The organism is Microbacterium sp. CIAB417, assembly GCF_022788845.1.
In genome coordinates this window covers 340,805-365,947 of sequence record NZ_JAHZUT010000003.1, presented here as the reverse complement: position 1 = coordinate 365,947, position 25,143 = coordinate 340,805, and the positions used below count along the sequence as shown (strand labels likewise).

Sequence of the window (25,143 nt, the reverse complement as noted above, 5' to 3'; positions counted from 1 at the left end):
GGGAGGCGGCGCACCATCGAGCCTCGTCGAGGATATCCGACACGTGTTGCAAACCCATCACGTGTCGGAGAACTCCCAGCAGCGCTCCGTCACTCTGACAAGATGGCGGGATGGATCCCCGCGTGGCGCGCACGAGAGCGAGTCTGCAGAACGCGCTGCTCGATCTCGCCCGTGAGCGTCCGCTCGACGCGATCACCGTGGCCGACATCGCGGCCGAGGCGGGGGTGAACCGCAGCAGCTTCTACCAGCACTACGCGGACAAGGATCAGCTTCTCGCCGATGCGCTGGAGGCGGCCGTCGATGACGTGTCGAGCCGCATCATCCGTTCGGCCGACCCGCGCGACATCAGCCAGCCGCCCGCCGAGCTCACGACGTACCTGCGACACATCGCCGACAACGCCGACCTCTACCGGCTCGTGCTCGGCGAGCACGGTTCACTCGCCGTCGCGGCGCAGTTGCGCGCGCGCGTGCAGGGCATCGTGGGCGACGCGGTGCGCGAGGGGGCGCCGTCGGTGTTCGACGGGCTCCCGGTCGACGTCGTCGCAGCGAGCGTGACGGGCAGCGCGCTGGGCGTCATCACCGCGTGGCTCGCTCGCGAGCCACTGCCGCCGCTCGAGACGGCGACGCAGTGGCTTTGGCAGGCTCTGTTCGGCCCCCTCGACCGTCCCTCGGCGTAATGCGGCGGCGGTCAGCGGCACCCGCGCGACGCCGTCACGCAGCAGCTACCCGGGGAGGAACGCGCGTCATCGGGCCGACGCGCTCCGATCGCGCGCGACCGTCTCGCCGATCAACTGACTGCCGCTGGTCTGCAGCGCTCCTCGCCACGGAAGCACGCCGTCGATCTCGATCTGGATCGACATCGAGAGCACCGTTCGGATGAGAACGAAAGGCCGAGGATGAGGGCGGGACGGCGGCAGTCCCGAACGAGCGTTGACCCTGCTCACTTCGCGACGATAGGTCAGCAGCCAGTCCTCAGACATGCCGTGCTCAATACAGAGATAGCCGAACAAGTCCCACTGCTCGTTCGACGCCAGGCGCGCGAAGCTCGCGGGAGCAGAGAACCACGCAGCACGTAGCTCCTTCTGTGTCTGGAGGCAGGTGTAGTCCGTCAACCTTGGCCTGGGGAGGCGCTTGACCCCTGGTCAGGGGCGGGGGCGCACGGAGTCTCCGGGCACGAGCCGCCCACGGATCCAGACCTGCTCGATCGCCCGCCCTGGCTCGTCCATCGTCGCCAGCAGCACGCGGGCCGTGCTCTTCGCGATCTCGGCCACGGGCTGGACGATCGTCGTCAGCCGCGGCACGAAGTAGTTCGCGATATCGAGTCCATCAAATCCCACGAGCGAGACGTCACCGGGCACCGAGAGTCCGGCCTCGCTGAGCGCCCGGCTCGCGCCGATCGCCGCCGCGTCGCACACGGCCACGAGCGCCGTGACATCCGTCGGCGCGGTGGTGAGCCATCGCGAGACCGATTCGTAGCCGTTGCGCATCGTGTAGGCCTGCTCCTCGATCGCAGATGCCGCGACGAGGGCCTCGTCCGGCGCGATCCCGGCATCCTTCAGCCCCGCACGATACCCGGCCAGCCGTAGCGCCCAGGCGTGCTCCCGGTCGGGTTCGGCCCCCGCGCCGAGGAACGCGATGCGCCGGTGGCCAAGGGCGATGAGGTGGGCGGTCAGCTCACGCGCCCCGGCATGGTCGTCGACCGAGATCGACGAGTGCAGCGCCGCGGTCCCCGAGTAGTCGGGCGTCGTGCAGAACACCATCGGCACGTCGATCCCGGCCAGGCGCCGACTGAGCTGAGCGGATGCCTCACGGTCGGCGCTGCCGTAGCGGCCGAGGAACACCACGCCGCCGAACTTCCCCTCGCGCACGATGCGTTCGACGGTGCCGGCATTCGCATGCTCAGGATCGGCGACATGCGAGATCGTCGTGTCGTACCCGGCCTGTGCGAATGCGAGCTCGAGCTGCTGCAGAACCTCGACCAGCAGCTGGCCGAACTCGCCCTGGATGAACACCGAGATGGTCTTGGTGGTGCCGATCTTCAGGCGCCTCGCGCTCGAGTTAGGCACATAGCCGTACTGCTCGGCCGCCGCCCGGATCCGCGCGCGAGTCTCGGGATTGACATCGGAGCGGTCGTTCATCGCCCGCGACACCGTCGATACGGCCACTCCGCAGATGCGCGCCAGCTCCTTGATGGTCATCTCGGGCATGGCGCAGCCTCCTCGGTGCGGGCGTTCACCCCTTGACGGCGCCTGCGGCGACACCTCGGATGATGTGCTTCTGGCTGGCGAGGTAGAAGACGATGACCGGAATCAGCGCCAGGACCAGCACACCCATCATCGCACCCATGTCGACCGAACCGTAGCCGCCCTTGAGATACTGCACGGCGATCGGGATCGTCTTGTAGTGCTTGAGGTCGAGAGTGAGGTACGGCAGCAGATAGTCGTTCCACAGCCACATCACCTCGAGGATCGCGACCGTGATCATGGCGGGCTTCAAGATGGGCACGACGATGAGGAAGAAGGTGCGTACGGGGCCGCACCCGTCGATCGTGGCGGCCTCTTCGATCTCGTACGGGATGCCCTTGACGAAGCCCGTGAAGATGAACACCGCGAGTCCGGCTCCAAAGCCCAGGTAGATGATCCACAGGCCGAATGGGTTGTTCAAGCCGAGGTAGTCGGCGAGCCACGACAGGGTGAACATCACCATCTGGAAGGGGACGACGAGATTGAACAGGAAGCTCGTGTAGAGCGTCTTCGCGTATCGGTTGTCCATCCGAACGATCCACCAGGCCGTCATCGACGTGCCCGTGAGGATGAGGGCGGCGGCACCCAGCGTGATCACGAGCGACCAACCGAACGACGAGATGAAGTCGGTCAGTTCGATGCCGCGCAGGTAGTTTTCCCAGCCCACGAACGAGTCAGCAGTGGGCAACGCGAAGGGCTCGGAGGCGATGTAGACCTTGCCCTTGAACGAGTTGATGACGACGAGGGCGATCGGGTACAGGTAGGCCAGTGCGATGACGGCGAAGACCGTCGTCCACAGCCAGGGGCGGCGCGGCTTGTCGTTCATACTGCCGCCTCCTTCGAACGGGCGAAGCGGTTCTGAGCGAGAGCGATGACCGCGACGATGATGAGGAAGACGACCGCCTTGGCCTGGCCGACGCCCTCGAAGCCCGTGCGTCCGTAGAACGTGTTGAAGATGTTGAGCGCGAGCAGCTCGGACAGCCGCGAGGGGGCGCCGTTGGTCAGCGCGAGGTTCTGGTCGAACATCTTGAAGCCGTTGGTGATCGTGAGGAATGTGCACACCGTGATGGAGGGCATCACGAGCGGGATGATTACGCTGCGCAGACGACGGCCGGCCGATGCGCCATCCATCTCCGCCGCCTCGAGCATCTCGGTGGGGATCGACTGGAGCCCGGCGATGTAGATGACCATCATGTAGCCGATCTGCTGCCAGCACATGAGGATGACCATTCCCCAGAAGCCGTAGGTCTCGTTGTAGGTGATCGAGCGGGCCCACATCCCCAGCACGCCGTTGAGCAACAGCAGCCAGATGTAGCCGAGCACGATGCCGCCGATGAGGTTCGGCATGAAGAATACGGAGCGGAAGGTGTTCTTGCCGCGGAACTGCTTGACCAGCAGATAGGCGATCGCGAACGCGAACACGTTGATGAGGATCGTCGTCACGATCGCGAAGGCGGCCGTATACCACAGCGAGTGCGCGAACGTGTCGTCGCCGAACAGCTTGAGGTAATTGTCGAACCCGACCCACGTGCTGCGGGTCACTGTGCGGAACTCGGTGAACGAGAGGTACAGGCCGAGGACGAACGGGACGACGAATCCGATGATGAACGCTGCGACGGTCGGGCCGGTGAACAGCCACCCCCAGCGTGCGAGGGATTTCTTCATGATGAGTGCTCCTTGAATGTGGCGCGCGGCTCGCGCCACCGTGCCGCGGGGCTCGGGACCCCGCGGCACGGTGAGGGGATCAACCGTTGGTGAGGTCGTACTCGGTCGCCCAGCCGTCGACGAACGCGGTCACGACCCCGTCCCAGTCGCCCGTCTCCTGCGCGTACTGCAGCAGGGCCTGGCCGACGCCGTTCTTCCACTCCTCGGAGGGCATGACGGTGAAGTTCCAGGTGACGGCGGTCTTCCCGGCCGCGGTGTACGCAGCATCCGCCTGGATGAAGGGGTTAGCGGGCAGGTAGTCGGCGAATGTATCGAACGGTGTGACGAAGCCCATCGTGTTCGCGAGCGACTCACGACCGGTGTCGGAGGTGATGACCCACTCGAGGAAGTCCTTCGTCGCCTGCTGGTCGGCTTCGGATGCCTCGTTGTTGATGACCCAGTAGTTCTCCGAGCCGGTCGTCAGACCCTGGTTCTCTTCACCGTCGGCGCCGATGTAGATCGGGAGCATGCCGAGGTCCTCGTCGGCGACGGCCTGGCCCTTGATGTCGTTGTACGCCCACGTGCCGTTCTGGTAGAACACGGCCTTGCCCAGTGCGAACTCGGCGTTCGCGTCCTCACCGGTCTTGCTGGAGAGGAGCGTGCGCTCGGTCGTCGAGTTGTCGATGTACAGGTCGAAGATCCGCTGGTAGCCGTCGAGGTACTCATCGGTGATCGTGGCGGGCTGGCCCTTAACGTCGTCGGCCTTGAACTGGTAATAGAGCGGGATGTTCGCGAGGTGCGTCTTGAAGCGCCAGTCGGACGAAGAGTCGAAGCCGGCCGACGTGAAGGCGCCTTCGATCCCGAGCGCGTCCTTATTCGCCTGGATACCCTCGACGACCGCCTTCAGCGTGTCGAAGTTGTCGATCTCGTCGACGTTCGTGATCGCCGCACCCGGCAGCGCGATGTAGTCGTTGACGAGCTTCTTGTTGTAAATGATGCCGTAGGTCTCCTGCACGTACGGGATCGCGACAGGAGCGCCATCGTCGTTCGTCAGCGCCACCGACTGGTCATTGAGGTGCTCGTAGATCGCAGTGTCTGTGAGGTCGGACGCGTAGTCCTTCCAGCTGGCCAGGCCGACCGGACCGTTCACCTGGAACAACGTCGGCGCGTTGCTCTTGGCCATCTCGGACTTCAGCGTCGTCTCGTACGTGCCCGACGCTGCGGTCTGCACGTCGACCTGGACGCCGGTCTCCTTCGTGTACTCGGCCGCGAGGGCGCTCCAGTCCTCCGCCTGCTCGGGCTTGAAGTTGAGGTAGTACACCTTGCCGTCGGCCGAGCTGTCGCCGTCACTGCCTGCGCTGCAACCGGCCAAGGCGCCGGCCAGTGCGGTCACCGCCAGACCTGCGGCAAGCAGCTTCCCCGTTCTGCGCGTGATCATCATTGTGGGCCTTTCCTTCGTTGGATTGATGCCGTTGACGCGGCGTCGCATCGCTGCTCCACCGCTGGGGCCGAATTCCGGAAACGATTTCGCTAGCGAGCAACACAGTACGCGCGGCCGCCGCGGCGCGCAAGCGCGCCAGGGACGACCCGATGGTCACGATCCGATCTCGGTTGGAACGGAGCCCTCAGTCCGCGCGCTCCGGCTCGGGTGCCGGCAGCAACGGAGCCAGCGCACGTTCGATGAGCGGCGCCGATGCCCAGACGGCGAGGGGGTACCCGAGGAGCAGCAGGAGCACGACGGCCTGCGGCACGAAGACCCACGTCGCGATCGTCACCGCAAGCACGACCGCCTGGATCACGAGCACTCCCCCGGCCCACGGCAGCCGCGCGATCGCGAGCGCCGCCGCATTGCGCAGTGTGCGACCGATGGTGTTCTCGAACCGCGCCTGCAGTGCCCACACGAACGGGAAGATCAGCAGATAAACAGCAGTGAACAGGGTTTTCATCACCGCGAGCTCGGGGATCGGCAGAAGGATCCAGCTCGCCAGAAGCGCCGCTCCGATCGATCCGACGACCGCCCAGATCGCAGTGGACTGAGCGAGATTCGCGCGGAACGATCGCCAGAACGTCCTGGCCGCTCCGTCGTCGAGGTCTGCCTGCAGGCGCCGCGCGGCATCGTATGCAGCAGTGAGCCCCGCGCCTAGCGTGACGATCGGGAGGGCTGTGAGCATCAGCAGCACGTTGACGACGATGATGTCGCCGAGCGTCGATGCCGCACGCCACAGCGGTGCGGCGCGATCGAAGAGCCGGCCGAACACGACACCCTCCTCACCCCGCGATCCCGGTCGAGACCCCGTGATCCCGGTCGAGATCGACACCAGCCTATCGCGAGCCGTGCACTTGGCGACGAAGAGGAGTAGCCTCGCTGACCGGATACGTTTCCGGCGTGAACGGCTGCACCCAGACATGCCTGCCGGAGCAGAAGGGTGAGTTCATGGGCGAGCGGATGTTCGACGTCGAGCCGTACGCGATCACGACGACGCGGCTGGACGATGCGGCGATGCGCGTCATCGAATCGATGACGTCGATCGGCAACGGGCACATGGGTATGCGCGGCAACTTCGAAGAGGGCTACGGCGGCGACACGCACCCCGGGACCTACATCGCGGGGATCTGGTTTCCGGACAAGACACGGGTCGGCTGGTGGAAGAACGGCTACCCCGAGTACTTCGGCAAGGTCATCAATGCGGTCGGCATCATCGCCGTCGGCATCACGGTCGATGGCGAGCGCGTCGACCTGCACGACGGAGATCACCACGATGCGTCGATTCGGCTCGATCTGCGCAATGGTCTGCTGACACGCTCCTTCGACTACCGCGTGGGCACCTCCGTCGTGCGACTGCACTTCGAGCGGTTCCTCTCACTCGTCACCCCCGAGCTGTGTCTGCAGCGCATCCGTATCACCGCGCGCGAGGGCACCCCCAAGGTCACCCTCACTCCACGACTGGACGGGAACGTCCACAATCTCGACTCCAACTACGGCGAGAGCTTCTGGGAGGAGGTCGTGCGCATTCCGGCCGGCGATCCGCAGCTGTCGATGCGCACCGTGCCCAACTCGTTCGGCACTCCCCAGTACACGGTCACCGCCGCGATGCGAAACGCAGCAGTGGGCCTCGAGCACGCGGGCATCATCGATCGGCACCTCGAGGTCGGTGAGCGCTACACCGGTACCCTCGCCGTCGGCACCACGGTGGAGCTCGTCAAGACGACCGCCGTCGTCACAACCCGCGACGTCGACGAGAACGCGCACCGCGACACGGTCACGAGCCTTCTGGAGACCGCCGCGGCATCCACTTTCGACCAGCACCTGGCTGCGCACACGGCGGCGTGGGAACAGCGCTGGGCCCGTGCCGAGGTCCGCATCGAGGGCGACGACGAGGCGCAGCAGGGGATCCAGTTCAATCTCTTCCAGCTTTTCTCGACCTACTACGGCGAGGATTCCCGCCTCAACATCGGACCGAAGGGTTTCACCGGCGAGAAGTACGGCGGGGCGACGTACTGGGACACCGAGGCGTACCTGCTGCCGCTGTACCTCGCCGTGTCGGAGCCCGCAGTGTCGCGCGCCCTGCTCACGTATCGTCACGATCAGCTCCCCGAGGCGCAGCACAACGCGCGGCAGCAGGGGCTGGCGGGCGCTCTGTTCCCGATGGTGACCTTCAACGGCGTCGAATGCCACAACGAGTGGGAGATCACGTTCGAGGAGATCCACCGCAACGGCGCGATCGCCTTCGCGATCCGCACCTACACGGAGTACACGGGCGACAGGACATATCTCGAGGGACCGGGGATAGACGTGCTCGTGGAGATCAGCCGCTTCTGGGCCGACCGCGTGCACTTCGCGCAGGCGCGCGGGCAGTACATGCTGCACGGCGTCACCGGTCCCAACGAGTACGAGAACAACGTCAACAACAACTGGTACACCAACTACCTCGCCGCCTGGGTGCTGCGCTACACCGCGCAGACCCTCGGAGAGTTGCCCGTCGAACGGTCCTCGGCCCTCGGTGTGGCACCCGCCGAGCAGCAGCGGTGGCAGACGATCGCCGAGCACATGTATCTGCCGGTTGATGCCGAGCTCGGCATCAACGTCCAGCACGATACGTTTCTGGACAAGGACCTGCGCAGCGTCGAGACGATCCCCGTCACCGAGCGTCCCATCAACCAGAACTGGTCCTGGGACCGGATTCTGCGCTCGTGCTTCATCAAGCAAGCGGATGTTCTGCAGGGCATGTATCTGTTCGAGGACGATTTCACACCCGACGCTCTGCGTCGCAACTTCGACTTCTACGAGCCGATGACCGTTCATGAGTCGTCGCTGTCGGCGTCGATCCACTCGATCGTCGCGTCGTCGATCGGTCGCCCGGACAAGGCGATGGAGCTGTACCGTCGCACGGCGCGTCTCGACCTCGACAACTACAACAACGACACCGAGGACGGCCTGCACATCACGTCGATGAGCGGCGCGTGGCTGTCGATCGTGCAGGGCTTCGCCGGCATGCGCGTGCGCAACGGGGTGCTCTCCTTCCGCCCGTTCTGCCCCGACGACTGGGACGGTTTCTCGTTCACGATCGGATTCCGGGGCCGTGTGCTGGGTGTGCGTGTGACGGCGACGACTCTTACGCTCACATTGCGGTCAGGCGATCAGCTCGATGTCGAGGTCGCGGGTCGGCCGCACCAGGTTCACGGCGAAGTTGAGATCGCGCTCGCACGAGGCTGACCGGGCCGATCCAGATGAACTTGAGTGCGTTCCAGATGAGTAGGAGCACGAGGAGGTTGAGCCAGCCGGGGCCGCCGTCTTCGATGATGCTGGTGCAGATGCTCGCGGCGAGCAGGTAGGGCGCCGCGAGGAGCATGGCGGGGATGCCCCACTTCAGCCCGCGCCGGGTGCGGATCAGGTCGAGCAGGATGTTGGTGGGCATGTAGCGCCGCAGGAAGTAGCGGATGCGGACGCTCGCCGCCCAGAGCAGTCGAAGCATTGTTCTGGCCTCTCATCACACGTAGTTCTCCGTCGAGGAGGCAGTACGTGGATGATCGCCCCGAAGGGCCTTGTCCCGAGGGACCCGCAGAGAGAGGAAACCTGCCTCGCCCTCTACTGTACGACTCAACGGCGACATCCGTCAGAGCTGCACCGACGACAGCCGCGCTGAGGAGGCGGGGTAACCGGCAGCCGCGCGGGCGTCGAGGATGGCAGGGACGTGGGTCTCGGCCCATTCCCGCACGGCCTGCAATGGCCCCCACAGGGAGTGCCCGAGGTCGGTGAGGGCGTATTCGACATGGGGCGGGTTGCCGCCGATGTCGGTGCGGGTCACGAAACCATCGACTTCCAGGGCACGCAGGGTCTCGGTGAGGACCTTCGGGGTGATGCCCTGGATGCGGGTCTTCAGCTCCGTGAAGCGCATCGGTGTCTCGCGCTCGGCCAGTGCGGTGACGACGAAGATCGTCCACCTGGCGCCGATGCGGTGCAGCACGGTCCGGCTGGGGCAGCTCGCCGCCATCACGTCGTATGCCTTGCCCATGTGACGTCACCTTTCGCAGGTTTCGTTGAAGTAACCAGTATCAAAATCATACCGTTGTGCTTGCGGGGCCGAACGGCTGCCGCGCAAGGCTGACCGGGCGGATGGGAGCACAGGATGAGTACAAGACTGGATGGGCAGCGGGTGCTGGTGATCGGCGGGTCGAAGTATCTGGGTGAGGCGATCGCCCGCGCCGCGAACCAGGCTGGTGCGCACATCGTCATCGGAGCGCGTGACCTCGATCGTGCGCAGGCGGTTGCGGCCGAGCTGGGCGGGATCGCGATCCGGGTGGATGTGAGCGATGAGGCGAGCATCGCCGCCGCAGCCGGTGAGCTGGACGCGGTGGATCATGTGGTCATCACTGCCTCGGCCCATCACAACGTGCCGGTGGTGGAGTTGGAGAAGGACAAGCTGACTGCCGCGTTCGACGCGAAGGTGTTCGGGCCGCTGCTGGTGGCCAAGCACTTCGCCCCAATCCTGTCCGCGTCCGGGTCGATCCTGCTGTTCTCTGGGGTCGCGGCGTGGAGCCCAGGTGCGCCGTACACGGTCATGGGCGTCGCCAACGGCGCGGTCGCCTTCCTCGCGGCGCATCTGGCGAAGGAACTCGCCCCGATCCGGGTGAACGCCATCTCGCCGGGCATCATCGACTCCGGCACCTACGACGGCCTCGGCGCCGACGCCAAGCATGGCCTCCTCGACGGCATCGCAGCCGCCAACCCGGTCGGCCGCGCCGGCACCCGGGAGGACATCACGGACGCCGCCCTATGGCTGCTGGGCGCGGGCTTCGTGACCGGCGAGACCATCCACGTCGAGGGCGGAGCGCGCCTCTGATGACCGCGAACGCGTATCCCTTCACCGGCAAGACCGTCCTGATCACCGGCGGCGGCACCGGCATCGGCCGCGCCATCGCGCGGGCCTTCCTCGACAACGGCGCCAACGTCGCCGTCGCCGGGCGCCGGCCCGAGCCCTTGGGCGAGACGGTCGCGGGCTATCCTGCGGAGCGCGCCCTGACGGTCGTCTCCGACATCGCCGAGCCCACGGCTGCGGCAACGCTCGTCGCGGCCGTCATCGAGCGGTTCGGGATGCTGGACGTGGTGGTCAGCAATGCGGCCGGCTATGTCGGCGGTGACCTGACCGCGCTGGCGACGTCGGAGTGGGAGACGCTGCGGGCGACGAACGTCGACGGCCTGTTCCATCTCGCCCAGGCCGCACTCCCGGCACTGGTGGCCTCCCGCGGGAACATGGTGGCCATCGCCTCCGTCTCGGGGCTGGCCGGCGACTGGGGACAGGCGGCGTACAACGCCACCAAGCATGCCGTCCTCGGCTTCGTGCGCTCCCTCGCCCTGGACTACGGAGACCGCGGCGTGCGCGTGAACGCGGTCGCCCCGGCCTTCACCCTCACCGATATGACCGCCGGTTTCGCCGACAGCCCGCAGGCGCTGGCCCCGTTCGTGAACCGCATCGCCCTCGGGCGGCCCGGTATGCCCGAGGACATGGCGCCGGCGGTGCTGTTCCTCGCCTCGCCCGATGCCGCTTACATCACCGGCGCCGTACTGTCCGTCGACGGCGGCACCAGCGCCTCGACCGGGCAGCCCCACATCGTCACGCCGTGAGACGGAAATGACACACAACGACCCGGACGCACCGTGCGGGCTTAGCGTCGATGGCATGACGTCTCTCGCCCCGACAAAGCCGACCCCTCCTCGCTGGAGTTCCTGACTCGCGCCGTGCACGCCGGCAACCACATCGACCAGGGTTCCGGGGCGATCCGCACACCCATCGTGATGGCGAACTCGTACGCGCTGCCCGAAGACCCCTCCGGGCTGGACTGGTCCGGCACTGACGTGCCCCTCTACACCCGTAACTCCGGGGAGAACCAGAAAGCGCTGCAAGCCAAGCTCGCCGCACTGGAGGGCAGCGAGGATGCGGTCGCGTTGGCCTCCGGGGCCGCCGCGCTGCATGCGGTGTTCTTCACCTTCCTGGACAGCGGGGACCACATCGTCGTCGCGGACGTGACCTACGAGGCGACCTGGCGGCTGTTCGCCGAATTGCTGCCGCGGAACTACGGCGTCCAGGCGACCTTCGTGGATGCCGCGGACCTGGATGCCGTGGCCGCAGCGATCCGGCCGAACACGCGCTTGGTGCATGTGGAGACGATCGGCAACCCCACCACGAAGGTGACCGACATCGCCGCCGTCGCCCGACTCGCGCACGCGGTCGGAGCGCTGCTGTCAGTGGATTCCACCTTCACCCCGCCGCCTCTGTACCGACCCTTGGCCGATGGAGCCGACCTGGTGGTCTACTCGCTGACCAAGTACATCAACGGCCACGGCGATGCGATGGGCGGTGCCGTCATCGGACGCCGCGAGCTGATCCAGCAGATCAAGGCCGACGCGATGGTCGATGTCGGCGGGGTCATCTCCCCGTTCAACGCCTGGCTCGTCACCCGCGGGTCCGTGACCCGTCCGCTGCGCATGACCCGGCATCTGGAGTCCGCGCAGATCGTCGCAGAGTTCCTTGACGCCGACCCGCGTGTCGTCTTCGTCGCCTACCCCGGGCTGCCCTCGCATCCCCAGCATGAACTCGCGACCCGGCAGTTCGGCGGACGCGGGTACGGGGCCGTACTCGCTTTCGCTCTGTGAAGCGCCCCGGGTTTCGTGGAGGCTCGGTTAGTTGGTTCCGGCCCCAGCGGTGACGTGTTCTCGAGCGTATTCGATTGGGGGCTGGGATGCCCAGTAGGCGGTCTCGGCTTCGGCGGGTGGGACGAGCCCGATCTCGCCGTGGAGGCGCCGGTGGTTGAACCAGTCGATGTATTCGGCGACGGCGATCTCGACGTCACGGATAGACGCCCAGCCGCCCTTGGGCCGCATGACGGGGTTGCGGATGCACTCGGCCTTGAACAGCGAGTTGAACGCCTCAGCCATCGCGTTGTCATACGAATCGCCCTTCGAACCGACCGAGGCGATGGCATCGGCTTCGGCGAGGCGTTCGGTGTAGCGGATCGCTCGATACTGGACTCCGCGGTCCGAGTGGTGGATCAGTCCGGTGACGTCTTGCCCGGTGCGTTGCCGCTGCCACAGGCCCATGTCGAGGGCGTCCAGGGCAAGGTCGGTGCGCATGTTCGTGGAGGTCTGCCAGCCCACCACGCGACGGGAGAACACGTCGATCACGAACGCGGCGTAGACCCAGCCGGCGTGGGTGCGGATGTAGGTCAGGTCCGCGACCCAGAGCTGGTTCGGCGCCGTGGCCTCGAACCGCCGCTCAACGAGGTCCTCGGGCCGTTCGGTCTCCGCGCCCTCGCCGAACGTGGTGCGGCGGGTCTTGTCGCGGCGAATGCCCTGGATGCCTTCCTCCCGCATCAGCCGCTCGACCGTGCAATGCGCCACGGGCACCCCGCTGCGGTTCAGATCGGCGTGGATCTTCCGCGCCCCGTAGACGCCGAGATTCGCCTTGTATGCGATGCGGATGTCCTCGATCAATGCAGTGTCCCTGATAGTCCTGGCCGACGGTGGACGCGTCTTGGCGGCGTAGTAGGTGCTCGGGGCGATCTGCAGCCCTGCTCCGCGCAGCACCTGGCAGATCGGCTCGACCCCGAACCGGCCGCGGTGCTCGTCGATGTACTCGACGAGCACCGCGGTGGGCACCTCGGCTACTTCAGCTTGCGGTCGAGCTCCGCCGCCGCGAAAAAAGCCGAAGCGGTCTTCAAGATCTCATTCGCCCGACGCAACTCCCGGTTCTCACACTCCAGGTCCGCGATCCGCTGCGCGTCCGCGGTCCTCACCCCCGGCACGATGCCGCCATCGACCTCCGCCTGCCGCACCCACGTGCGCAGAGCCTCAGGGTGGATACCGAGCTGATCCGCGATCCGCTTGATCGCCCCGACCTTGCTCGCCGGGTCGCGACGCGCGTCCAACACCAGCCGCGTCGCCCGCTCCTTCAATTCCTCGCTGTACTTCCTCGGTGCTGCCACGACTCTCATCCTTCACAGGTTCGAGAGCCTCCATCACACCCGGGGCGCTTCACTCACCGCGAACCGCGACCGGCTGGAGCACGAGCAGGACCGGCTCATGCAGGCCCACTACGCCGACGCGATCCGCTCGCCGTCCTCAAACGGGAGCAGGACCGGATCAGCGGCGAGCTCGACCTGGCGAACCGCCGCCTCGACGCCCACCACGGCGAATACACCGACGCCCGCACCCATCTGGACGACGCTCTCAGCCTTCTGTCGAACTGCGCGGACATCTACGCCCGCTGCGACGACGCCAACCGACGCTTGTGCAACCAGGCGTTCTTCACCAAGGTCTACGTCGATGAGGACGACGAGCTGCGCGTCGAGAACGCTCGCCCGTTCGAGATGCTGCTCGACCCCGCCGTCAACGCCGATGCCCTCACCTGGGCCGCAGACGCGAACAAGGCCCGAACCCCGGCCCTTGATTCTTCGGGCCAAGGTTCGAGCCTTGTGCGTTTGGTGCACCCCCAGGGACTTGAACCCTGAACCCACTGATTAAGAGTCAGTTGCTCTGCCGATTGAGCTAGAGGTGCGTGATTCGGGGCGAGAAACTCACTTTCCGAACCGAGGGACAACGCTATCACCCGACGAGGCCGAGCGCCAATCGAGGCGGGACCGGCCCGGTAGGCTGACGATCATGTCCCCCACTTCGTCCTCCGGTGCGCTCGCGGGCAGCTTCTCCGACGACCTTGCGCTCGCCCTCAGAATGGCGGATGCGGCGGATGCCGTCGCGATGTCGCGCTTCGACGCCGCCGACCTCAGCGTCGAGGTCAAGCCCGACGCGTCCTATGTGACCGAGGCCGACCTCGCGACCGAGAAGGCGATTCGCGCCATCCTCTCCAGCGAACGGCCGGATGACGCGGTGCTGGGCGAGGAGTTCGGATCGGTCGGCGACAGCGCACGCCAGTGGATCATCGACCCGATCGACGGCACCCACAACTACCTGAAGGGCATTCCGATCTGGGCGACGCTCATCGCTCTCGCCGTCGACGGCGTACCCCGCGTGGGCGTGGTCAGCCAGCCCTCGATCGGACGCCGGTGGTGGGCCGCCGAGGGTGAGGGCGCGTGGACGAACGGTGCCGCCCAGCCGCGCCGACTCGTCGTGTCCGACGTGAACAGCCTCGACCGCTCCAGCGTCAGCTTCCAGAGCATTGCGCAGTGGGATGATGCGGGTCACCTCGACGGCCTGATCCGGCTCTCGCGCGCCGTCTGGCGCGACCGCGGATACGGTGACGCCTGGCCCTACATGCTCCTCGCCGAAGGCCGGCTCGAGATGGTGGCCGAGTTCGATGTCAAGGAATACGACATCGCCGCCCTCGGACCGATCATCACCGAAGCGGGTGGGCGCATGACGGCTTTCGACGGCACCGACTCACTCTCGACCCGGTCCGTGCTCGCCACCAACGGCACGCTCCACCAGTCCTTCCTCGACTTCTTCTCCCCCGCTACCGACTCGGAGGCCTCGGCATGACACGCCGCATCCGCACCTCACTCGGCTCCGCACTCCTCGTCGTCGGCGCGCTGTCGCTGGCCGCATGCTCGAGCCCGGCTGCTCCCGAACCCATTGCCTCCACTCCCGCGCCTGCGCCCGACGCCGCCACGCCCACGCCCGTCGCCACCAGCGAGCCCACGCCCGGAACGATCGACAAGCCGACGTGCGAGTCGCTCCTGCCCGACGACGTCATAGCCGAGTTCGCGGAGGCGAAGTGGACGGCGAAAGAGGACGTGTTCCGCGTCGGCAGCCTCACCTTCCCCGATGGCATCCAGTGCGTGTGGGGCGACTACTCGGTCGCGAGCGATCACGTGCAGGTGTTCGGCTGGGCGCCGGCGAGCGACACCGAAGCCCAGACGGCCCGGAGCGAACTGCTCGCGAGCGGCTGGACGAGCGTCGGCGACGAATACATCACCGAGAACAAGGCCAACGTTCTCAACCCGGATTCGGACGGTTACGGCATGACGTACCAGTTCGGCGACGGCTGGATCACGCTCGCCGACACCAAGCAGGGGCTGCTGCTCGTCGAACGTCCCGGCTCCTGACGCACGTTCGACAACTCCCCCGCCAGACGGAGGCACTCAGGCGGGAGCATACCTAGCGTAGAAGGGATCCCCACGAAAGGACCCCGCCATGCCCCGCCGGCTGAGCCCGCTCTCGTCCCTCGCCCTCGCCGCCGCCGCGGCGCTCGCCCTGACGGCGTGCGCGCCGGCCGCGCAGACCCCTGACTCCGAGACGACGCCCCCGTCACCGTCCGCCGAGATCGCCGACACTCCCGTCGGCGCGAAGACCGCCTGGATCATCGACGTCCTCGGCGCAGAGGAGGACACCACCGCAGCCGAGTGGGAGACCCACCTCGACACGACCTTCACCACCCAGGTGTCCGCGGCCGAGGTCGCGGACCTGCTCAACACGCAGATCCGGCCCGCCGCGCCGTTCACCGTCACCGCGTACCAGGGAGACGAACGCTCGGCGGTGACGACACTCAAGGGCACGATCGGCGAACCGTTCGACATGACCGTCGCCATCAACGGCGACGACAAGATCGTCACCTTCCTCCTCGGGCCCGCGTCCGAGCCATGAAGAGCATCCTCCTCGCTCGACGAGGTCGCTGATCGCCTCGATCAACTGCCCGGAGAGCTCGGAGTCCTCATCAGCCGCGGCGACGACGAGCTCATCGAACGCCGGGCGGACGACGCTGCCCCGCTCGGCTCGGTGTTCAAGCTCTTCGTGCTTCTCGCCACCGCCGAGGCCGTCCGTTCGTCGGAGCTCACGTGGGACGAGACGCTCGTGCTCACCGACGCGGACCGGAGCCTGCCCTCCGGGCGCCTCCAGGATCAGCCCACCGGCACCGATGTCTCCGTGCGCGATGCGGCCCAGGAGATGATCGCGATCAGCGACAACACCGCGACCGATCTGCTCATCCGGAGACTCGGACGGGAGCGTGTCGAGACCGCATTCGCGAGCGTCGGCGGCGAAGGCAATGCACCCTGGCTGACGACCAAGGACTTCTTCACTCTCGGCTGGGGCGACTCGGCGCTGTCCACTCAGTGGCATGACGCCGATGAGGTGGAGCGTCGACGCCTTCTGGACGGCATCGACGCCGCGCCGTTGTCGGTGGATGCGGCGACGGTCACTCACCCGGCCTGGAACAACGGCGTCGACTGGTTCGCCACCCCCGCGACCGTGGCGGCGGTGCACCGGGCGCTGCTCGACACGGGCGATGAGACCGTGCGCGCCATCCTCTCGAAGAACCGGGGAATCGGCGCAGACCTCGACCGGACACTCCTGCCCTACCTAGGTTTCAAGGGTGGCTCCGCGCCGGGAGTACTCGCCGCATCCTGGTCGGGAGAGACGGCGGAGGGCGAACGCGTCACCGTCGTCATCCAGCTGCGAGGCGACGACCCTGCGGTGATCACCGCTGCCCAACGCGAGGTGTTCGGCCTGGGCGCGGATGCGTTGCGTCTGGCGGCGCGGGATCCTGGTCAGCGATAGGGATTCGCGGTGTCGTCGCTGTGTGCAACATGACCGGCGGCGAACCCCTCGTCCCAGGCGTCGCCGCGCCCCTCGCGCTCGCGCGACAGTGCGTCGACCTCGAGTATCCGCTGCGCGAGGCGTACCCAGTGGCCCCAGTTCGCTTCGGGGGCGCCCTCCTCTGTCCCCGCGAGCCGCCAACGCTCCGGAGCCTCGGCGGGCTCCAGCGTCAGCGCTCCGGTACCGAGAGGGCGGCGGCGCGGATCGGGCATGGTGGCTCCTTCGGGTCTGCGACCTCGACATGCTCTCACGGCACCCATGCCCGGGCCCCTACGAGGGGGTGTGTCCCGTCATCAGCTCTTGCACGTCGAGCCCATCGGGGCTGTTGGCCGCATCCATCAGGGCTTCGATCAGCTCTTTCCTGATCGGCACGGGCCCCCTCCGCGAGTACGTGAACGACATCGGCACCGCGGGAGACATCCACAGACTCCGCCGCCCGCCCGTTCCATCGGCGGTGGGCACCGTCAGCATGAAGGCCTCTCCGCGGCGGAGCTTGTTCATCGTGACGACGCGCAGATGCGCGATCAGATCATCCTCGACCACGAAGTACTCCTCGCGCCCGTACCAGAGTCGTCCCATACTGCTTCCGCACTCCTGCCCGTAGCCGCTCGGTCGCGGCCCTGTGTCGATGATCGGTCGCCCGCGCACGCCGATGCCGGTCGTCGTCCGCGATGCGCATGCAAGGCTCCGCAGACGAACGACCGGCACGGGTCGTGAAGGATCAGAGCGGTTTGCCGCCCGTGACCGGCAGCACCGCGGCGCTCACATAGCGCGCCGCATCCGAGGCGAGGTACACGTAAGCTCCGGCGAGCTCGGCAGGCTGGCCGGCGCGCCCCAACGGCGTGTCTGTGCCGAAGGTCTCGATGCGCTCCTCATCCCAGCCGGTGCCGGGGATCAACGGCGTCCACACCGGTCCCGGAGCGACGGCGTTGACGCGGATACCGCGCGGTCCAAGCTCCTCGGCGAGGGCCTTGACGAACGCGACCTGCGCCGCCTTCGTCATGGCGTAGTCGATGAGCGACGGCGACGGCGAGAAGGCCTGCACCGAGCTCGTGACGATGATCGAGGAGCCCTCCTGCAGATGGGGTACCGCGGCACGCGCACCGGCGACCAGGCCGAGGAGGTTGGTGTCGAAGACGCGCTTCACGTCGTCGAGCGGGATGGTGTCGATGCTTTCGCGATCGCGCTGGTAGCCGGCGTTGAGCACCAACAGGTCGAGACCGCCCAACTGCTCACGCGCCTGCTCCACCATCTGCGTGGCGGCGTCGGTGTCGCGGATGTCGGCGGCGAGAGCGACGCCGCGTCGTCCGGCCTCCTCGATCCAGTGCACCGATTCGGCCGCGTCCTCGGCCTCCTCCGGCAGATGGCCGATCGCAACGTCGGCACCTTCACGTGCGAAGGCGATCGCCACTGCACGCCCGATGCCGGAGTCGCCTCCGGTGATGAGCGCGCGACGGCCGGTCAGCTGGCCGGTTCCGCGGTAGCTCTGCTCGCCGTGGTCCGGTTCCGGCTCCATCGCTGCGGTCTTGCCGGGCTGCGACTGCTCCTGTCCGGGGAATCCCTCGGCTCCTTCACCCTCGCGCGGGTCGGCGGTCGTGTTCATGATCGTCCTCTCGTCGTGGTCGGGTACCTGCGGGACATGCTGCGCGACACACGCCGGGGCACCGAGGGCCTTGACATCCGGCGGGTGAGCGTCAAGGGATGCACCCGCGGACGACACACGAACGACGAAGCCCCGAGCCGCAGCGACGACGGTTCGGGGCTTCGTGACAGGTCGGTTCAGGCGACCGATGCGAGCTTGCGTTCGGTGGTGTTCTTCTGGATACCGAAGTCTTCCTTGGTCAAGTCCACGTGCATGCCCGCGCTCGAGGCGGCCTGGTCCGCGAGCGTCCGCAGCATCGACGGGTCGAGCTGCTCGGGCTCGACGGAGTCGAAGACGAAACGCATCGGGATCGAGGGCTGCAGCCAGAGCGTGGAGCGGCCCACAGGCTCACCCGGCGCATGCACCCAGGAGAGCGTGAACGACTCGTTGCGGCGCAGCTTCGTGGCGGCCACGACCTTGATGTGGCTCAACAGACGGTCGGGGATGACGACGGCATCCGTGTCAGCCCCGTAGTACAGCTTTCCCATGGTGTCCCTTCCCCTGAGTCGGTATGTCAGACGAGCGCGAGCGCGCCCAGCGCGACGGACGCCGACGCGGCGACCACGCACGACGCGATGAACGCGACCTGCGATGCCGAACGCAAGCCTCCGCGCTGAAGCGGCACGAATGTCGAGCGTCGGCGCGAGGCTTCGGAAGCCCACGCGGATGATGTAACAGTCATGTCTCCCCCAAGCCGAAATCTGCGACGATCCGGACTTTCGTCCGGACCCCGGCGTCCATGTCTCTCTGAAGAAAAAGCTATCAGGTAGTTCGCAATTTTAGCTAGCGAGATGAGATATCCCTCATATTAGCTATAGAACTGAAGAATCCGAGGAGGCTATAAGTGCCTTGGATATGCTGTCGATCGGCACTACCCGAACCACGGAGGACTATGCGGATGTCCAGCGAAGCCGCGCCGACCTCGAAACTCTCGCGAGCTCTGACTGAGTACTCGGCAGCCCGGAACGACGCGCTCGTCGCCGCGCGCAAAGAGCTGCGTATCAGCGAGGTCGACGCTCGCGCCCTCCTGTTCGTCGTCGACAACCCCGGCGTCCGTCCCACAGCCCTTCGCGATCATCTGGGAATCACCTCGGCCGGTGTGACGTCGCTCGTCGACCGGCTCGTCGAGCGAGGGCTCGTGCGTCGGGATTCGGATGCGGAAGACCGCCGAGGCAACCACATCACGGCGATCGTCGACCTCGCAGAGGAGCCGTGGTCCGCATTGACGGCGTTCGACCGTCGGTTCGAGAGCGTGGTGGAGGCTCAGCTCGGCTCGCGCTCGGACGAGCTCGCCGCGCTGCTGACCCGCCTCACCGAGGAGAGCGTCGCGCAGAGCGCGTGAGTCAGCGCGCGAGCTCAGCCATGTACGCCTTCGACTTCGTCTGAAGGAAGGTGCAGAGCGCCGAGACCATGGCGAGCTCCATCGACAGTCGGAAGGCACCGGCCGCATCCAGCTGGAGATCCGTATCGCGCGCCTCGAATGTCACGACCCATGTCGTCGACCCGGCCTCGACGGGCTGAATGTAGGTCACCGTCTGCGCGTTCATCAGGCGCACGCCCACGAGGCCCGTGTCGCTGCCGAACTCGCTGTCCTGCGGAATGACCTTGACCGTTCCGGCGATCGGGTACCCGAGTTCGCGGAACTCGACCAGCCAGGACTCAAGCATCTCGAGGCTTCGAAACGGCATGGCACCTTCCTCCCGCGCATCCTCATGCACCTTGTGCGTCATCGGGCATGGCCCGGTGCCCATGCTCTCACGATTCCCGAACGCCGGCCGCAAACGGAAGGGCCCCCGCAGCGTGTGCTGCGAAGGCCCTTCTGAGACGACGAATCGTCAGAGTGCGCGGATGTTCGCGGCCTGCATGCCCTTGGGGCCCTGCTCGGCGTCGAACTCGACCTTCTGGTCTTCGCGGAGCTCCTTGAAGCCGTTGCCAGCGATCGCGCTGAAGTGTGCGAAGAGATCGGCGGAGCCGTCATCGGGAGCGATGAAGCCGTAGCCCTTCTCGGAGTTGAACCATTTCACGGTGCCAGTGGCCATCGTGTCTTTCCTTCTGTTGTTTTGGCCGCCGGGGCGACCGGGTGTGCCGTTCCTATGTCTACGGAACGGACGATGTGGGACGCGGAACTTGTCCGCGTGTTCGCGAGCGTATGCGGAAAACGTCCGTGCCGCTACCACGGCGACGAATGCATCCTGCTGTTCGGCGAAGACGCCGAGCGGCTCGCCGAGCGCGCTGTGGGCGATATGGATGTCGTCGATCGACTCCACGAAACCGGCGTACTCGCCGGCGATGGTCGCCACGAAGACACCGTGGTCGGCTTGTCGCCACACGGGCGCCGACGCGGTCTCAGGACCGGTGGGAATGGGGATAAACACAAGAACTTTCAGGACTCGCGGATGCTACACGCGAGAAGGATCAGAGGCACCTGGGGTGCGATTGCTTCGGCGGAGAAGAACATCGCTCTTCCATGAGCTGATTTCTGTGACTCACCTGCTGCCCCGGTTGCGGGGTGTCTTCATCCTAGCATCCGCCTCGGTTGTGCGCATCGGCGGGCGATGCACCGGCTACATACAGCTGGCGGCATGTGGGCGCGTTTAGCGTGGGCAACAGGCTTCGGCATTCGTCGGAGACTCGCACCGACGGCCGAGGACGGCCGCCACACAGGACGGGCATCTCTCATCTCCGCCACGCTTGCATCCCCCCACGCAACACTCGGACCGATCCGCCAGACCTACGCTCGAAAAGAAGACTTCCCCCCGGTCACCCGCGCGTACAGCCAGGTCTCGGAGGTGGTGCGCGAAACGGGACTCCTGCGACGCGCGCCCTGGTTCTATGCCCTCGCCGGCGCCGCCCTCGCCCTCGCGTTCGGCGGTGCCGTCGCCGGATTCATCCTCCTCGGCGACAGCTGGTTGCAGCTGCTCATCGCAGCGGCACTCGGGGTGATCTTCACCCAGGTGGCTTTCCTCGGCCACGAGGCAGCGCACCGTCAGATCCTCGCGACCGGTCCCGCGAACGACAGGCTCGCCCGTGTCCTCATCGGGCTCGTCGGCACCAGCTATTCGTGGTGGGATTCCAAGCACAGCCGCCACCACGCGAACCCGAACCGGGTCGGCAAGGACCCCGACATCGAGGTCGACACGATCTCGTTCCTCGACGAGGATGCGGCCTCCGCGCGCGGTCTTCGACGACTCCTCACACGCAAGCAGGGGTGGTTGTTCTTCCCGCTTCTGACGCTCGAGGGCCTGAACCTGCACTTCCTGAGCGTGAAGCACCTGCTCTCGGGTGGCCCCGTAAAGGGCCGTGGCACCGAGCTCGCCCTGATCGGCGCGCGCTTCGCCGTCATCTTCACGGCCGTCTTCCTGATGCTCCCCCTGGGTATGGCGTTCGCCTTCTTGGGCGTGATGTTCGCCGTGTTCGGCGTGTACATGGGCGCCTCCTTCGCTCCCAACCACAAGGGCATGCCCGTGATCGCTCCGGACGCGAAGCTCGACTTCTTCTCGAAGCAGGTGCGCACCTCGCGCAACATCCGCGGCGGATGGTGGGCGACCGCCCTCATGGGCGGGCTCAACTACCAGGTCGAGCACCACCTGTTCCCGAGCATGGCGCGCCCGCACCTGGCGAAGACGCGCGAGATCGTGCGGGACTTCTGCAGCGCAAACGGCGTCCCCTACACCGAGACCTCGCTCGTGCGCTCGTACGCGATCGTGATTGAGTACCTCAATCGGGTTGGCCTCGCAGCCAGTGACCCCTTCGATTGCCCCGTGACGGCGCAGTACCGGCGGGTCTGACCTCCGCCGACCGGGAGCCCCGCCCCGTCAGAGACGATCCGGAAGAGCTTCAGCGAGGGCCTGCATCGCCGCGCTCGGGTTCTCCCCCACGGGAATGAACACGACCGTGGTTGCGCCGGCGTCGTGACGCCGCTGGACGCCGGCGCGCACCTCATCGACCGTGCCCGCCAGCGTCAGCTCCGCCACCCATTCCCTGGGCAATGTGTGGGTGAAGGTGTCGACGGGCAGCTCCGCGGCGTGCTGCAAGAGTTCTTCCGCGTACGGTAGGGGCAGAAGGTGCGGTCGCCAGTCGGTCTCGGCCAGGACGGACAGGGCCGGCCGCACGATCGCCTGTGCCTCATCCGTCGAATCCGCAACGACCGCCAGATCGTACGTGATGACCCGGGTGTCGACATCGCCGATCTGTTCCAGAGCGTGAGCGATGTACTCGGGCGCGGCCGGTTCGGCGAGCACCACACCGTCCGCGATCTCACCGACCGCCGCGAGCGACTTCGGCCCGCGAACGCCCAGCACGATGGGCGGGATGACAGCGGGGATCTCCTTCAGCTGCACTCCCTCGGCGTTGACATAGACCCCGCGGCCAGGCCCGGGCTCGCCTTCGAGGAGCGCTCGAAGCGCGGCCACGTACTCGCGGAGGAACGTCAGAGGCTTTTGGGGCCAGGCTCCGACCGACGCCAGCCAGTCCGGCATGCCGTGACCGATGCCGACGACGAGGCGGCCCGGGTACAGCTGTGCGAGCGTCGCGATCTCCATCGCTGCGAAGGCGACGTTTCGCACGGCGGCGGGCAGGATCCCCACGCCGACAGTGACGTGAGAGGTCACCGCGAGCACCGATGCCGCCTGCGCGATCCCGCCGCGATAGCCGAGGTCTTCGACGACCCACACCTCGTCGAAGCCCGCCTCCTCCGCGCGTCGCGCGAAGTCCAGGACTTCCGCGACCGGGAGGTCGCGAGGCAGCATGATCCCGACGTTCTTCGTCGCTGACGGCATGAATCTCTCCAGTCAGACCGCCATTACCCCAGCGGCGCGGTCTCCTCCACCATAGGCCTCCTCAGCCGAGCTCCCGGAGGCTCCGTGCGGCTTCGGGTGCCGACGTCAATGGCAGGAAGGCAACGCTCAGGCTGCGAGATCGGCGGCGGAGGTAATTCTCTAGGCCCCTGCGATCTCGTTCGCCTCCGTAATCGCCACCCCACGGGAGGTTCGCGAGGAGCGACGTCGCGTAGAGGATGAGAAAGGATGCCGCGACCCCGACGATCGCACCGGTGTCCACTTTCCCGGCATGGAACTTCGGCCCGCGAGAGGACGTCTGCGTCGCGGTCATAGAACACGCTCCCTTGAGTGCCGGGATCAGCCAGTCGGCGTCACACTCGCGCTCAGGAGCAGTGCTGCGAAAGAAAGAGGCCGCCCCGAAGGACGGCCTCTCGCACTCGCATGAGCGACAACGGTTGGTGGAGATGGGGGGAATCGAACCCCCGTCCATCGCTGTGATACGGCGGCTTCTCCGGGCGCAGTCTGTGGAGACGTTCTGCTCGGCTCCGACTTTTAGCACAGACACATAAGTCGACGAGCCCAGTCTGGGAAGAGTCCCACGCACCGTCCAGACGCCGGTACGTAGCAAGATCCCTAGATGACGCCAGGGTCCGTGGCGGGATCACACACGGTCTGACGGACTATCGGGCTCGCTTAGGCAGCGAGGGCGAAGTCAGTGCGCTTGGATTCGGCACTTGTTGGTTTACAGGGAGCGTTAACGAGATAACCCTGCATCCTCGGCCCGCTTCTCGGCGATTCGCAGGCGATGTCGAAACCGATCATCCCCGTGAACCCTTCGGTGAAGGAACCATTGTCGCTCTGTGGAGTTGTCACCTCGCGAGGCGAACCCGCGAGCATTACAGATTACAACGGATGCGGCGGCGCCGCCATTCCCGCCAGCCTTCGCCACAGCGTCCGCGGATACGATCGAAGGATGACCGCTCCCCGCCGCCCTCCCCGCCCTCAGGTCACGCTCGAGGTCGTCCGGACGACGGCTCTCAGCCCCGGGATGGTGCGCGTCACCCTCGGCGGGGACGGGTTCGCGGCATTCACCGACCGCGAGGAGACCGACAAGTACGTCAAGCTCCACATCCCGCCGGACGGGAGCACGCTCGCCCCGCCGTACGACCTGGCCGAGCTGCGTGAGCGTCTTCCGTTCGACGAGTTGCCGAGCGTGCGCACGTACACCGTGCGCCGGGTGGACCACACCGCGCACACGCTCGACATCGACATCGTGACCCACGGCGACACGGGCGTCGCGGGACGATGGGCGACAACGGCGCGCCCCGGCGACCTGCTGACCCTCGCCGGGCCCGGGGGCGGATACCGGCCCGATGTCACCGCAGACCACCGGCTGCTCGTCGGCGACGAGTCCGCGCTCCCCGCGATCGCTGCGGCACTCGAGACGCTGCCCGAAGGGGTGCGCGCCACCGTCGTCGCCGAGGCGCGTTCCGCGGCCCACCGCATCCCCCTGCCCGCATCCGCAGACGTCACCTGGGTCGACGAAGACCACGGCGCGCCGGGCTCGCGCCTCGTGGATGCCGTCGCAGGTGCTTCTTGGCCGTCCGGCCGTGTGCAGGTCTTCGCGCACGGAGAACGGGAGGCGATGAAGAGACTGCGCGCGGTCTTCGCAGAACGCGGCGTCGCGCGCCAGGACCTCTCGCTGTCCGCCTACTGGGCGTACGGGCGCGGCGAAGACACCTTCCAGGCCGAGAAACGACTCCCCGTCGGCCAGATCTTCCCCGACTGATC

At 66.8% G+C, this 25,143-nt stretch carries 29 protein-coding genes, 1 tRNA gene, 1 other RNA gene and 1 other annotated feature; of the genes, 12 read left to right on the top strand and 19 right to left on the bottom strand.

Annotated features, from left to right (window positions below; genetic code table 11):
* Window positions 1-122: 122 nt before the first annotated feature.
* The gene (locus KYX17_RS14095; RefSeq protein ID WP_243227609.1) at window positions 123-677 is read left to right on the top strand and encodes a TetR/AcrR family transcriptional regulator; all 555 of its coding nucleotides are present in this window, start codon (window positions 123-125) and stop codon (window positions 675-677) included.
* A 66-nt stretch (window positions 678-743) separates the two neighbouring features.
* Here KYX17_RS14095 and KYX17_RS14090 read toward each other — a convergent pair whose 3' ends face one another.
* The 6 genes from KYX17_RS14090 to KYX17_RS14065 all read right to left on the bottom strand — a co-directional run bounded on the left by KYX17_RS14090 (window position 744) and on the right by KYX17_RS14065 (window position 6,145).
* On the bottom strand, window positions 744-1,112 hold the full coding sequence (locus KYX17_RS14090; protein WP_243227608.1) for a hypothetical protein: 369 nt from the start codon (window positions 1,110-1,112) through the stop codon (window positions 744-746).
* A 30-nt stretch (window positions 1,113-1,142) separates the two neighbouring features.
* Window positions 1,143-2,207 (bottom strand): LacI family DNA-binding transcriptional regulator, encoded by a 1,065-nt coding sequence (locus KYX17_RS14085; RefSeq protein ID WP_243227607.1) that lies wholly within the window; start codon window positions 2,205-2,207, stop codon window positions 1,143-1,145.
* A gap of 25 nt (window positions 2,208-2,232) precedes the next feature.
* Window positions 2,233-3,069, bottom strand: coding sequence for a carbohydrate ABC transporter permease (locus tag KYX17_RS14080; RefSeq protein WP_243227606.1), 837 nt, complete (start codon window positions 3,067-3,069; stop codon window positions 2,233-2,235).
* Window positions 3,066-3,908 carry a carbohydrate ABC transporter permease gene (locus KYX17_RS14075; protein ID WP_243227605.1) on the bottom strand — a complete coding sequence of 281 codons (843 nt, stop codon included), beginning with the start codon at window positions 3,906-3,908 and terminating at the stop codon, window positions 3,066-3,068. The genes KYX17_RS14080 and KYX17_RS14075 overlap by 4 nt, the downstream gene beginning before the upstream one ends.
* Window positions 3,909-3,987: 79 nt before the next feature.
* Complete coding sequence (locus tag KYX17_RS14070) at window positions 3,988-5,325, bottom strand: ABC transporter substrate-binding protein (RefSeq protein WP_243227604.1); 1,338 nt, start codon at window positions 5,323-5,325, stop codon at window positions 3,988-3,990.
* A 187-nt stretch (window positions 5,326-5,512) separates the two neighbouring features.
* Window positions 5,513-6,145 (bottom strand): YesL family protein, encoded by a 633-nt coding sequence (locus tag KYX17_RS14065; RefSeq protein ID WP_243227603.1) that lies wholly within the window; start codon window positions 6,143-6,145, stop codon window positions 5,513-5,515.
* 128 nt (window positions 6,146-6,273) lie between these two features.
* Between KYX17_RS14065 and KYX17_RS14060 the strand changes: the two genes are divergently transcribed.
* Window positions 6,274-8,601: a family 65 glycosyl hydrolase domain-containing protein gene (locus KYX17_RS14060; RefSeq protein WP_243227602.1), complete on the top strand. Its 2,328-nt coding sequence runs from the start codon at window positions 6,274-6,276 to the stop codon at window positions 8,599-8,601.
* Here KYX17_RS14060 and KYX17_RS14055 read toward each other — a convergent pair.
* The gene (locus KYX17_RS14055; protein WP_243227601.1) at window positions 8,507-8,860 is read right to left on the bottom strand and encodes a sulfate permease; all 354 of its coding nucleotides are present in this window, start codon (window positions 8,858-8,860) and stop codon (window positions 8,507-8,509) included. The two genes, KYX17_RS14060 and KYX17_RS14055, sit on opposite strands and share 95 nt — an antisense overlap.
* 141 nt (window positions 8,861-9,001) lie before the next feature.
* Window positions 9,002-9,400, bottom strand: a complete 399-nt coding sequence (locus tag KYX17_RS14050; RefSeq protein ID WP_243227600.1) for a helix-turn-helix domain-containing protein — start codon at window positions 9,398-9,400, stop codon at window positions 9,002-9,004.
* A 114-nt stretch (window positions 9,401-9,514) separates the two neighbouring features.
* Between KYX17_RS14050 and KYX17_RS14045 the strand changes: the two genes are divergently transcribed.
* From KYX17_RS14045 to KYX17_RS14035, 3 genes are all read left to right on the top strand, one after another.
* Window positions 9,515-10,228: an SDR family oxidoreductase gene (locus KYX17_RS14045; RefSeq protein ID WP_243227599.1), complete on the top strand. Its 714-nt coding sequence runs from the start codon at window positions 9,515-9,517 to the stop codon at window positions 10,226-10,228.
* Window positions 10,228-11,010 carry an SDR family NAD(P)-dependent oxidoreductase gene (locus KYX17_RS14040; RefSeq protein WP_243227598.1) on the top strand — a complete coding sequence of 261 codons (783 nt, stop codon included), beginning with the start codon at window positions 10,228-10,230 and terminating at the stop codon, window positions 11,008-11,010. The genes KYX17_RS14045 and KYX17_RS14040 overlap by 1 nt, the downstream gene beginning before the upstream one ends.
* A 114-nt stretch (window positions 11,011-11,124) precedes the next feature.
* A complete protein-coding gene (locus tag KYX17_RS14035) occupies window positions 11,125-12,039 on the top strand; it encodes an aminotransferase class I/II-fold pyridoxal phosphate-dependent enzyme (RefSeq protein WP_243227597.1) in 915 nt (304 codons plus the stop codon).
* Window positions 12,040-12,066: 27 nt separating this feature from the next.
* Here KYX17_RS14035 and KYX17_RS14030 read toward each other — a convergent pair.
* The 3 genes from KYX17_RS14030 to KYX17_RS14020 all read right to left on the bottom strand — a co-directional run bounded on the left by KYX17_RS14030 (window position 12,067) and on the right by KYX17_RS14020 (window position 13,939).
* Window positions 12,067-13,376, bottom strand: a protein-coding gene (locus tag KYX17_RS14030; protein WP_374208949.1) for an IS3 family transposase whose coding sequence is annotated in 2 segments (ribosomal slippage) — window positions 12,067-13,076 and window positions 13,076-13,376 — 1,311 coding nt in all. Because the reading frame shifts where the segments join, the coding sequence is not laid out codon by codon here.
* Window positions 12,937-13,089 (bottom strand) — a sequence feature (AL1L pseudoknot). It overlaps the preceding gene by 153 nt.
* A gap of 99 nt (window positions 13,377-13,475) precedes the next feature.
* Complete coding sequence (locus KYX17_RS14025; protein WP_243227595.1) at window positions 13,476-13,844, bottom strand: hypothetical protein; 369 nt, start codon at window positions 13,842-13,844, stop codon at window positions 13,476-13,478.
* Window positions 13,845-13,863: 19 nt separating this feature from the next.
* Window positions 13,864-13,939, bottom strand: a tRNA-Lys gene (locus KYX17_RS14020).
* A 104-nt stretch (window positions 13,940-14,043) separates the two neighbouring features.
* Between KYX17_RS14020 and KYX17_RS14015 the strand changes: the two genes are divergently transcribed.
* The 4 genes from KYX17_RS14015 to KYX17_RS14000 all read left to right on the top strand — a co-directional run bounded on the left by KYX17_RS14015 (window position 14,044) and on the right by KYX17_RS14000 (window position 16,893).
* Entirely contained in the window at window positions 14,044-14,877 is an 834-nt protein-coding gene (locus tag KYX17_RS14015) for an inositol monophosphatase family protein (protein ID WP_243227594.1), read from the top strand.
* Window positions 14,874-15,443 (top strand): hypothetical protein, encoded by a 570-nt coding sequence (locus KYX17_RS14010; protein ID WP_243227593.1) that lies wholly within the window; start codon window positions 14,874-14,876, stop codon window positions 15,441-15,443. The genes KYX17_RS14015 and KYX17_RS14010 overlap by 4 nt, the downstream gene beginning before the upstream one ends.
* An 88-nt stretch (window positions 15,444-15,531) precedes the next feature.
* Window positions 15,532-15,981 (top strand): Cpe/LpqF family protein, encoded by a 450-nt coding sequence (locus tag KYX17_RS14005; protein WP_243227592.1) that lies wholly within the window; start codon window positions 15,532-15,534, stop codon window positions 15,979-15,981.
* Between the two features lie 45 nt (window positions 15,982-16,026).
* Entirely contained in the window at window positions 16,027-16,893 is an 867-nt protein-coding gene (locus KYX17_RS14000) for a serine hydrolase (RefSeq protein WP_249223677.1), read from the top strand.
* On the opposite strand, the gene KYX17_RS13995 is transcribed toward KYX17_RS14000, so the two are convergent.
* From KYX17_RS13995 to KYX17_RS13980, 4 genes are all read right to left on the bottom strand, one after another.
* Window positions 16,884-17,144 (bottom strand): hypothetical protein, encoded by a 261-nt coding sequence (locus KYX17_RS13995; RefSeq protein WP_243227590.1) that lies wholly within the window; start codon window positions 17,142-17,144, stop codon window positions 16,884-16,886. The two genes, KYX17_RS14000 and KYX17_RS13995, sit on opposite strands and share 10 nt — an antisense overlap.
* 58 nt (window positions 17,145-17,202) lie before the next feature.
* On the bottom strand, window positions 17,203-17,511 hold the full coding sequence (locus tag KYX17_RS13990) for a hypothetical protein (protein WP_243227589.1): 309 nt from the start codon (window positions 17,509-17,511) through the stop codon (window positions 17,203-17,205).
* A 142-nt stretch (window positions 17,512-17,653) separates the two neighbouring features.
* Window positions 17,654-18,535, bottom strand: a complete 882-nt coding sequence (locus tag KYX17_RS13985; protein ID WP_243227588.1) for an SDR family oxidoreductase — start codon at window positions 18,533-18,535, stop codon at window positions 17,654-17,656.
* A gap of 176 nt (window positions 18,536-18,711) precedes the next feature.
* A complete protein-coding gene (locus KYX17_RS13980) occupies window positions 18,712-19,062 on the bottom strand; it encodes a hypothetical protein (RefSeq protein WP_243227587.1) in 351 nt (116 codons plus the stop codon).
* A 410-nt stretch (window positions 19,063-19,472) separates the two neighbouring features.
* Between KYX17_RS13980 and KYX17_RS13975 the strand changes: the two genes are divergently transcribed.
* The gene (locus KYX17_RS13975) at window positions 19,473-19,916 is read left to right on the top strand and encodes a MarR family winged helix-turn-helix transcriptional regulator (RefSeq protein ID WP_243227586.1); all 444 of its coding nucleotides are present in this window, start codon (window positions 19,473-19,475) and stop codon (window positions 19,914-19,916) included.
* A gap of 1 nt (window position 19,917) precedes the next feature.
* Here KYX17_RS13975 and KYX17_RS13970 read toward each other — a convergent pair whose 3' ends face one another.
* Window positions 19,918-20,262: a hypothetical protein gene (locus KYX17_RS13970; protein ID WP_243227585.1), complete on the bottom strand. Its 345-nt coding sequence runs from the start codon at window positions 20,260-20,262 to the stop codon at window positions 19,918-19,920.
* A 147-nt stretch (window positions 20,263-20,409) separates the two neighbouring features.
* Entirely contained in the window at window positions 20,410-20,613 is a 204-nt protein-coding gene (locus KYX17_RS13965) for a cold-shock protein (RefSeq protein ID WP_137417306.1), read from the bottom strand.
* A gap of 750 nt (window positions 20,614-21,363) precedes the next feature.
* Here KYX17_RS13965 and KYX17_RS13960 point away from each other — a divergent pair.
* On the top strand, window positions 21,364-22,362 hold the full coding sequence (locus KYX17_RS13960; RefSeq protein ID WP_374208948.1) for a fatty acid desaturase: 999 nt from the start codon (window positions 21,364-21,366) through the stop codon (window positions 22,360-22,362).
* Between the two features lie 27 nt (window positions 22,363-22,389).
* On the opposite strand, the gene KYX17_RS13955 is transcribed toward KYX17_RS13960, so the two are convergent.
* The gene (locus KYX17_RS13955; protein ID WP_243227584.1) at window positions 22,390-23,352 is read right to left on the bottom strand and encodes an LLM class flavin-dependent oxidoreductase; all 963 of its coding nucleotides are present in this window, start codon (window positions 23,350-23,352) and stop codon (window positions 22,390-22,392) included.
* 456 nt (window positions 23,353-23,808) lie between these two features.
* Window positions 23,809-24,178, bottom strand: a transfer-messenger RNA (tmRNA) gene (gene ssrA, locus KYX17_RS13950).
* Between the two features lie 147 nt (window positions 24,179-24,325).
* Here ssrA and KYX17_RS13945 point away from each other — a divergent pair.
* The gene (locus tag KYX17_RS13945; protein ID WP_243227583.1) at window positions 24,326-25,141 is read left to right on the top strand and encodes a siderophore-interacting protein; all 816 of its coding nucleotides are present in this window, start codon (window positions 24,326-24,328) and stop codon (window positions 25,139-25,141) included.
* Window positions 25,142-25,143: the final 2 nt, after the last annotated feature.